The following is a 7,220-nucleotide window of genomic DNA, read 5'->3' on the forward strand; positions in this document are numbered from 1 at the left end:
AGGGGATTAAGTCGTTAGAGGCACAAACGACTTAATCCCCTCCGTCCCCTTTTTGCTTTTCAGGCGGCAGGTTTCTTCACTGCCGAGGACGGCACCAGCCAGCGTGCGGCGTGGATGCCCAGCTCGTACAGCAGGCACATCGGGATTGCCAGCATCAGCTGCGACACCACGTCCGGCGGGGTCAGAACCGCCGCCAGCACGAAGATGCCGACGATCGCGTAGCCGCGCCCTTCCTTGAACTGCTGCGGCGTCACCCAGCCCAGCAGCACCAGGATCACCATCGCCACCGGCAGTTCGAAACTGCCGCCGAAGGCGAAGAAGATCGCCAGCACGAAGTCCAGATAGGCATTCGCATCCGGAGTGATCGCGATCACGTCCGGACTGAAGGTGGTCAGGAAGTGGAACACCGCCGGCAGCACCAGGAAGTAGGCGAACGCACAGCCGGTGTAGAACAGCAGCACCGACGACACCAGCAGCGGCACCGCCAGGCGCTTCTCACGCGCGTACAGGCCAGGCGCAACGAACGCCCACAGCTGGTACAGCAGCCACGGCACCGCCACGAACAGGGCCACGAAGAAGGTCAGTTTCAACGGCGCGAAGAAGGCGCCGGCCGGATTGGTGGCGATCATCGTCTGCCCGTTGGGCAGCTGCGAAACCAACGGCTCAGCCAGGGCGTTGTACAGCCGCTGGGTAAACGGCAACAGCCCCAGCAGCACCACGCCCAAGCCCAGCAGCGCCCGCACCAGGCGCCCGCGCAGTTCCACCAGATGTTCAACCAGCGAGCTTTCGCCGAAGTCCTGTTCGCTCATGGATGGCGCTCCGTGCTCTGCGGCTGCGGCGTCGCACTGGTTTCGACGGCCGTGCCAGCCGTGGTTGGAACCGCAGCGCCGTCCTGTGCAGCAGCGTCGGCCGCCACAGGTTCGCTCAGGTGCGGCGGAACATCCGCCGGCGCCGGCGCGCGCACTTCCTGCGCCAAGGCGTCGCCTTCGTGCTGCGCCTGCTGGGCTTCGCGACGGATCGCCTCACCACTGGCGCGCAGCTGGTTCTCGGTGTCCTGCATGCCTTGGCGCACGTCCTGCATCTGCCGCTTGATTTCCTCGGCCTGCAGCTCGCGCTCCAGTTCCTGTTTCACCGAATCCCATTGCGTACGGGCACGGCGCACCCACAGGCCGGCGAAGCGGGCCGCCTTGGGCAGGCGCTCGGGACCGAGCACCACCAGAGCCACCACCGCAATCACCAGCAGTTCGCTGAAGCCGATATCGAACACCGCGACCGCTCCGGATCAGCGAGCGTTGCGGTCGTGCTCGTCCTGCGCAGTGCGCGAGGCATCCTGGCTGCGCGATTCATCGCCCAGCTGCGCGTTCGGCTTGTCCTCGTCGCGCATGCCCTTCTTGAATTCCTTGACCGCCGAGCCGAGGTCCTTGGCGCCGCTGGTCAGGCGCTTGGTGCCGAACACCAGCAGAACGATCGCCAGCACGACCAACCAATGCCAGATGCTGAAACTGCCCATAAAGACGCTCGTTACGTTAGTGATCAGGCTGTCGAGCATAGCGCACCGGCTGTTAACCGGCGCGCGTGACAAAAGTCAGTTTCCGCCCAGCGTTTCCGTGCGGATTTCGCCGTCGTTGACCGGCTGGAAGCCCTGCTGCTGCGGCGGCGGGTTCTGCGGCACGTTCTGCAGCGGCGCGGTGGTGGCCTCGGCCGGGGCTGCGGGTGCTGCCTGAACAGGCGCCGGCGTCGGCGCCACGGCCGGGGCCGCCGCGCGCGGTGCGTTGCCGCCGTTGCCGGCGCGGTTGTTGCGCGCCGCATAGGTGGCTTCTTCCAGACGGTCGCGGAAGGCGACCACATCCATCGACGGCGCACCGGCGGCGCGGCCCTCGAAGATCATCCGCGGCGTGGTGTTGCTGCCGTAGGCGTCCAGATTGGCGGCATCATCGATCTGCAGCACCGCACCGTCCAGGGCAACACCGGCAAACAGGCCACGGGCACGCGACCACGACCAGATCTCGGCCTTCAGCTGGCCGTCGGTGGCAGCGGCGGCATTGCGGCCGACCGGACCGGCCGCAACGCCGGCATCGGCGCCCAGCGTGAACTTGCCGTTGACCAGATTGTCCAGGCTGCGGTCGTTGCGGAACACCAGCACCACGTCCGAGGACTGCACACCGGCCTGGAAGCCGATGCTGCCGCCGGTCAGCTTCACGAACACCGGGCTGGACCAGGCGCCATTGGGCATGCGCACCGACATCAGGCCATGGCCGCGGCGTCCGCCGATGACCAGGCCGGCCTTGATCGTGTCGGGAATGACGATGACCGCGCGGCCTTCGTCGAGCAATTTGTCCGGAATGCCCTGTTCAGGGATTTCCTGGATTTCAGCCAGCACACGCACCGCGTTGCGGGCGCGCTGGTCTTCCTGCGGTCCGGCCATGGCCTGGCTGGACAGCAGGCTGGCGGCGATCAGCAGGGCTTGGATCGGGCGACGCATGGCAGGCTCCAGAAGTCAGTCCATAGGAAGATATAGCAAGTGACTGAAATTAGTAGTGTTGTCATGAATCTCCAATGAGCGTTCCCTGCTCACATTGGTGCGCGCTATGCCTGCAATCCGAACCCTGCATCCCGGCACGGCGCCGGATCGGCGACAATGACACCCATGCTCGACGCACCCGATACCGCCGTGCTGGCGGTCAACCTAGGCACGCCCGAGACGCCGACGGCCCCCGCCGTACGCCGTTACCTGGCTGAATTCCTGTCCGACCCCCGCGTGGTCTCGATCCCGGCGCTGCTGTGGCAGCCGTTGCTGCGCGGGTTGATCCTGCCGTTGCGCAGCGGCCGTTCCGCAGCCAAGTACGCCCAGGTCTGGCTGCCCGAGGGTTCTCCGCTGATGGTGCATACGCGTCAGCTGGCGCAGGCCATGCAGCGCCTGCTGCCGGCGCTGACGGTGCGCCACGCCATGCGCTATGGCGAACCCGCGCTGACCGGCGAACTTGACCGCCTGGCGGCCGAAGGCGCGCGCCGCATTGTGGTGCTGCCGCTGTACCCGCAGTACTCGACCACCACCACCGCCTCGGTCCAGGACCGTGTCGATGCCTGGCAGCGCCGCAATCCGGGCGTGACGGTCAGCCTGGTGCGTGACTATTCGGTCGATCCGGCCTGGGTCGAGGCCGTGGCCGGCTCGATCCGGCGCTATTGGGAACAGCATGGCCGCAGCCAGAAACTGATGTTCTCCTTCCATGGCATCCCGCAGCGCCTGGCTGACGCCGGCGATCCGTATCCGCAACGCTGCGAAGCCAGCGCGCAGGCCATCGCCCAAGCGCTGGGCCTGGGCAGCGACCAGTGGCAGATGGGCTACCAGTCGCGCTTCGGCCGCGAACGCTGGTTGCAGCCGTACGCCGAGCCCAGCCTGTGGGCGCTGGCCGAGTCCGGGGTGAAGCAGATCGACGTGGTCTGCCCGGGCTTTGCCACCGATTGCCTGGAAACGCTGGAAGAGGTGGCGCTGGGCTTCACCGAGACAGTGGCCGAGCGTGGCGCGACGATGCGCTACATCCCGTGCCTCAACGCCGATGCGGAGCACGCACGCGCACTGGCACAGCTGGCCGTGGCCGCGCTGGCATGAGTCTGCAACCGTTTGAACTGGAGGTCGGCGGCGCGCGTGTTGCCGGCCTGCGCCAGGACGGTGACGGTCCGCGCGTGCTGGCCCTGCATGGTTGGCTCGACAACGCCGCCAGCTTCGTGCCGCTGGCCCCGCACCTGTCATCGCTGCAGCTGGTGGCGATCGACCTGCCAGGGCATGGCCACAGCGCGCACCTGCCGGCGGGCGCCAGCTACACCACCGCCGCCGCGATCTGCCACGTGCTCGATGTGGCCGACGCGTTGGGCTGGGACCGCTTCAACCTGCTCGGTCATTCGATGGGCGCCGGCATCGCCAGCCTCACCGCCTCGGTCAGCGACCGCGTGGAACGGTTGGTGGCGATCGAGGCACTGGGTGGCCTGCGTGGCCCCGAGGAAGACACCGCCCATCGCCTGCGCGAGCATGTGAATGCCACGCGTGGGCTGGCGCGCAAGCAGCTGCGCGTGTTTCCCGATCTGGCCGCACCGATCCGTGCGCGGATGATGGCCAACCAGCTCAGCGCGCCCTGTGCACGCCTGCTGGTCGAACGTGGCGTCGAACCGGTCGAGGGCGGCTATCGCTGGTGCAGCGACCCGCGCCTGATGCTGCCCACCGCGATCCGGCTCAGCGAAGGCCAGATCGACAACCTGCTGCAGGCCATCGCCTGCCCGACGCAGGTCATCTACGCCACGCCGGCACAGTCCTACTACCCCGAGCCGATGCGTAGCGACCGCCTGCGCCACCTGCGTGATGGACGGCTGGCGCTGTTCGCCGGCAACCATCACCTGCATATGGAAACACCAGCGCAGATCGCCGAGGTGATCCTGCGCTTCCTCGCCGTCGACAACGCCGGCTGAGTCGCAGCGTCCGCGCACTTCACTCTGCGCGTTTGCGGCCGATACATCAGTTGCGGGCCCCTGCGCCCGCGGCACGCAGGTCCGGTCGGGCCTGCGGCGTGTGTCAGGTTCTGCAAGGAAGTCCGCATGCCCGCTCTGCTGCACCGTCACCCACAGGATGTGGCCACGGTGTCCCGTCTCCGCGTCGCTGTCCGCGCCGCATTCCCTGAATTCCCGGTCCATGTCCTGCACGCACACATCTGCGTGCGCTGCGGCGTGGCCGTTGTCGTCTGCTGATCCAGGAGTCGCCGATGTCCATTGCATCCTCCCGCCCCCCCGATACCACCCGCCTGCCGCACCTGCTGCAGCTCGCCCGCCGGGGTGACCGTCATCTGCTGATCGGCAGCGCAGCGCTGGCTGCCGCAGGTCTGTGGCTGGCCCTGCGCGGCAACCCTCTGCTGGAGGCTTTGCTGGCAGCGGCCGCCGTGTTGCCGGCGGCGTGGCTGGCCGGCCCCCTGGCCGGCAGCGCCATCGCCCGCAATGGTCTGGCGCTGCTGCTCGCAGCGCAGCTGGCAGGGGTAGGCGCGATCGTCGGCCTGTCGCCCGCACTGCCGATCGCATTGCTGCTCGGGGTTCTGCTGGGCCACCGCGATCGTCTGCCGGTATGGCTGGCGGGCGCCGTCGGCACGGTGTCCCTGCTGGTTCCGCTGCTGCACGGGGCCGCGCCAGGGCCGGCGCTGCTGCAGGCCGGTGTGCTCGCCGGGCTGACCGTGCTGCTCGGTCAGGTCGCCCAGCGTTTGCGCCAGCAGACCGAGGCACTGGGCCATGGTCCGCGACGGTTGGCCGCGCTGGCGCGCGACATCGCCACCGGCGCAGACCTGGCCGCCCATGCCAACACCACGGCCTACGCACCCGGCTCGCTGGCCCATGCGCTGGCCGATACCGCGCGGCACGTGCAGGCGCAGCGCAGTCGCGAGGCCGCCGCCAATGCCGAGAACGCACAGATCCGCCAGGCCCTGGATGCCTCACGCACGGCGATGATGATCGCCGACAACGACCACGTGATCCGCTATGTGAACCGCTCGGTGGTGGCCCTGCTGCGCAACCAGCAGGCAACGCTGCGCCAGGCCTTCCCCGACTTCGACGCGGAGCGCCTGGTCGGCAGCAGCATCCACCGCTTCCACGCCAATCCCGAGCGCATCCGCGCCATCCTCAATGGACTGCAGGTCACCCACAACGGCAAGGTGCAGATCGGCCCGGTGCACTTCGCCCAGGTGGTTACTCCGGTATTCGACGCGCAGGGCGTGCGCCTGGGCTTTGCGGTGGAGTGGCATGACCGTACCCATGAACTGGCACTGGAGAACGCGGTGGCAGGCATCGTCGCCGCTGCCGCTGCGGGGGACCTCGACCAGCGCCTGCAGGCACGCGAGGGCGCCAGCTTCCTCGATGGCCTGACCGGCGGTATCAACCAGCTGCTGGACACGCTCGGCAGCACCGTTGATGAGGTAAGGCAGATGCTTTCTGCGCTGGCCAGTGGTGATCTCGACCGACGCATGCACGGCGAACATCACGGCGCGTTCGCCGCGATCCAGCGCGACGCCAACGCCACCGCCGGCCAGCTCTCTCGCATGGTGGGCCACATCCAGCAGTGCGCCGCCTCGATCAGCACGGCCGCCAGTGAGATCGCTGCCGGCAATGGCGCGCTGTCCGAGCGCAGCGAGCGCCAGGCAGCGCATCTGCAGGAGACCGCAGCATCGATGGAGGAGCTCACCTTCACCGTCCGCCAGAACGCCGCCCATGCGCGCCAGGCCAGTGAGCTGGCCGCGTCCACGCAGAGTGCCGCTGGCGACGGCAATGCCGTGATGCAACAGGTGGTCGACACGATGCAGGCCATTGAAGGTGCGTCGAAGCGGATCGGTGACATCACCGGGGTGATCGACGGCATCGCCTTCCAGACCAACATCCTGGCGCTGAATGCCGCAGTTGAAGCGGCGCGCGCCGGCGAGCAGGGCCGCGGCTTCGCCGTCGTTGCCAGTGAGGTACGCGTGCTCGCACAGCGTTCGGCCGCCGCTGCACAGGAGATCAAGGCGTTGATCGACGAAGCCGGTCGCCAGGTTGGTGAGGGCGCCCAGCTGGTCGCCGATGCCGGCCAGCGCATGCAGGGCATCGTCGGTGGCGTGGAGAACGTCAGTCACCTGATGCGCGAGATATCCGCCGCGTCGCAGGAACAGTCGATCGGCATCGAGCAGATCAACCAGACCGTGGTGCAGATGGACCAGGCCACGCAACAGAACGCAGCGCTGGTGGAGGAAGCCACCGCCGCGGCACGCGAACTGCAATCGCAGGCCGGGACGCTGACCGAAGCGGTCTCGGTGTTCCGCCAACAGGAAGTGCATGAGATCGCACGCGTTGCCTGAGCCCCGGGGGTAACGCAATCTGATGAGAACGGCGCCCGCAGGGCGCCGTTTTTCCATGTGTTCTGCGTGATGGATCACGGCAAGGGCATGCCCGGTGGTATCGATCCATCGGGTCGGCAGGGCCGGCCGCTGGCCGGCAAGCACGGGGCGTGGATCCACCGAGCCCGATCACCGTTATCGCCTCACGGGTAGTGCCGGCCGCTGGCCGGCAACCGCGATCTTCCTGCGCACAAAGAAAAACCCCGCTGCGTGAGCAGCGGGGTTTTGGGTGTAAACCCTGGCGATGACCTACTCTCGCATGGCTTGAGCCACACTACCATCGGCGCAGCTGCGTTTCACTTCCGAGTTCGGGATGGGATCGGG

The 7,220-nt window shown here is 67.8% G+C and carries 7 protein-coding genes and 1 rRNA gene; 3 read left to right on the forward strand and 5 right to left on the reverse strand.

All coding sequences use genetic code 11. The annotated features are described in order from the left end of the window. Positions 1 to 59 precede the first annotated feature (59 nt). From tatC to C9412_RS16695, 4 genes are all read right to left on the reverse strand, one after another. Positions 60 to 809: a twin-arginine translocase subunit TatC gene (tatC, locus tag C9412_RS16680; RefSeq protein WP_057497773.1), complete on the reverse strand. Its 750-nt coding sequence runs from the start codon at positions 807 to 809 to the stop codon at positions 60 to 62. Next, positions 806 to 1,267: a Sec-independent protein translocase protein TatB gene (gene tatB, locus C9412_RS16685; RefSeq protein ID WP_107232663.1), complete on the reverse strand. Its 462-nt coding sequence runs from the start codon at positions 1,265 to 1,267 to the stop codon at positions 806 to 808. The genes tatC and tatB overlap by 4 nt, the downstream gene beginning before the upstream one ends. A gap of 15 nt (positions 1,268 to 1,282) precedes the next feature. Further along, entirely contained in the window at positions 1,283 to 1,510 is a 228-nt protein-coding gene (gene tatA, locus C9412_RS16690; RefSeq protein WP_005420453.1) for a Sec-independent protein translocase subunit TatA, read from the reverse strand. Positions 1,511 to 1,585: 75 nt separating this feature from the next. Beyond that, positions 1,586 to 2,482, reverse strand: coding sequence for a YSC84-related protein (locus C9412_RS16695; RefSeq protein ID WP_107232664.1), 897 nt, complete (start codon positions 2,480 to 2,482; stop codon positions 1,586 to 1,588). Between the two features lie 165 nt (positions 2,483 to 2,647). On the opposite strand from C9412_RS16695, the gene hemH reads away from it, so the two are divergent. The 3 genes from hemH to C9412_RS16710 all read left to right on the forward strand — a co-directional run bounded on the left by hemH (position 2,648) and on the right by C9412_RS16710 (position 6,857). Continuing rightward, positions 2,648 to 3,610, forward strand: a complete 963-nt coding sequence (gene hemH, locus C9412_RS16700; protein ID WP_107232665.1) for a ferrochelatase — start codon at positions 2,648 to 2,650, stop codon at positions 3,608 to 3,610. Then, positions 3,607 to 4,461 carry an alpha/beta hydrolase gene (locus C9412_RS16705; protein ID WP_107232666.1) on the forward strand — a complete coding sequence of 285 codons (855 nt, stop codon included), beginning with the start codon at positions 3,607 to 3,609 and terminating at the stop codon, positions 4,459 to 4,461. The genes hemH and C9412_RS16705 overlap by 4 nt, the downstream gene beginning before the upstream one ends. 290 nt (positions 4,462 to 4,751) lie before the next feature. Beyond that, positions 4,752 to 6,857 (forward strand): methyl-accepting chemotaxis protein, encoded by a 2,106-nt coding sequence (locus C9412_RS16710; RefSeq protein ID WP_107232667.1) that lies wholly within the window; start codon positions 4,752 to 4,754, stop codon positions 6,855 to 6,857. A gap of 275 nt (positions 6,858 to 7,132) precedes the next feature. On the opposite strand, the gene rrf is transcribed toward C9412_RS16710, so the two are convergent. Next, positions 7,133 to 7,220, reverse strand: a 5S ribosomal RNA gene (gene rrf, locus C9412_RS16715); the annotation flags it as partial.

The organism is Stenotrophomonas sp. Nf1, from assembly GCF_003028475.1.
Lineage (GTDB): Bacteria > Pseudomonadota > Gammaproteobacteria > Xanthomonadales > Xanthomonadaceae > Stenotrophomonas.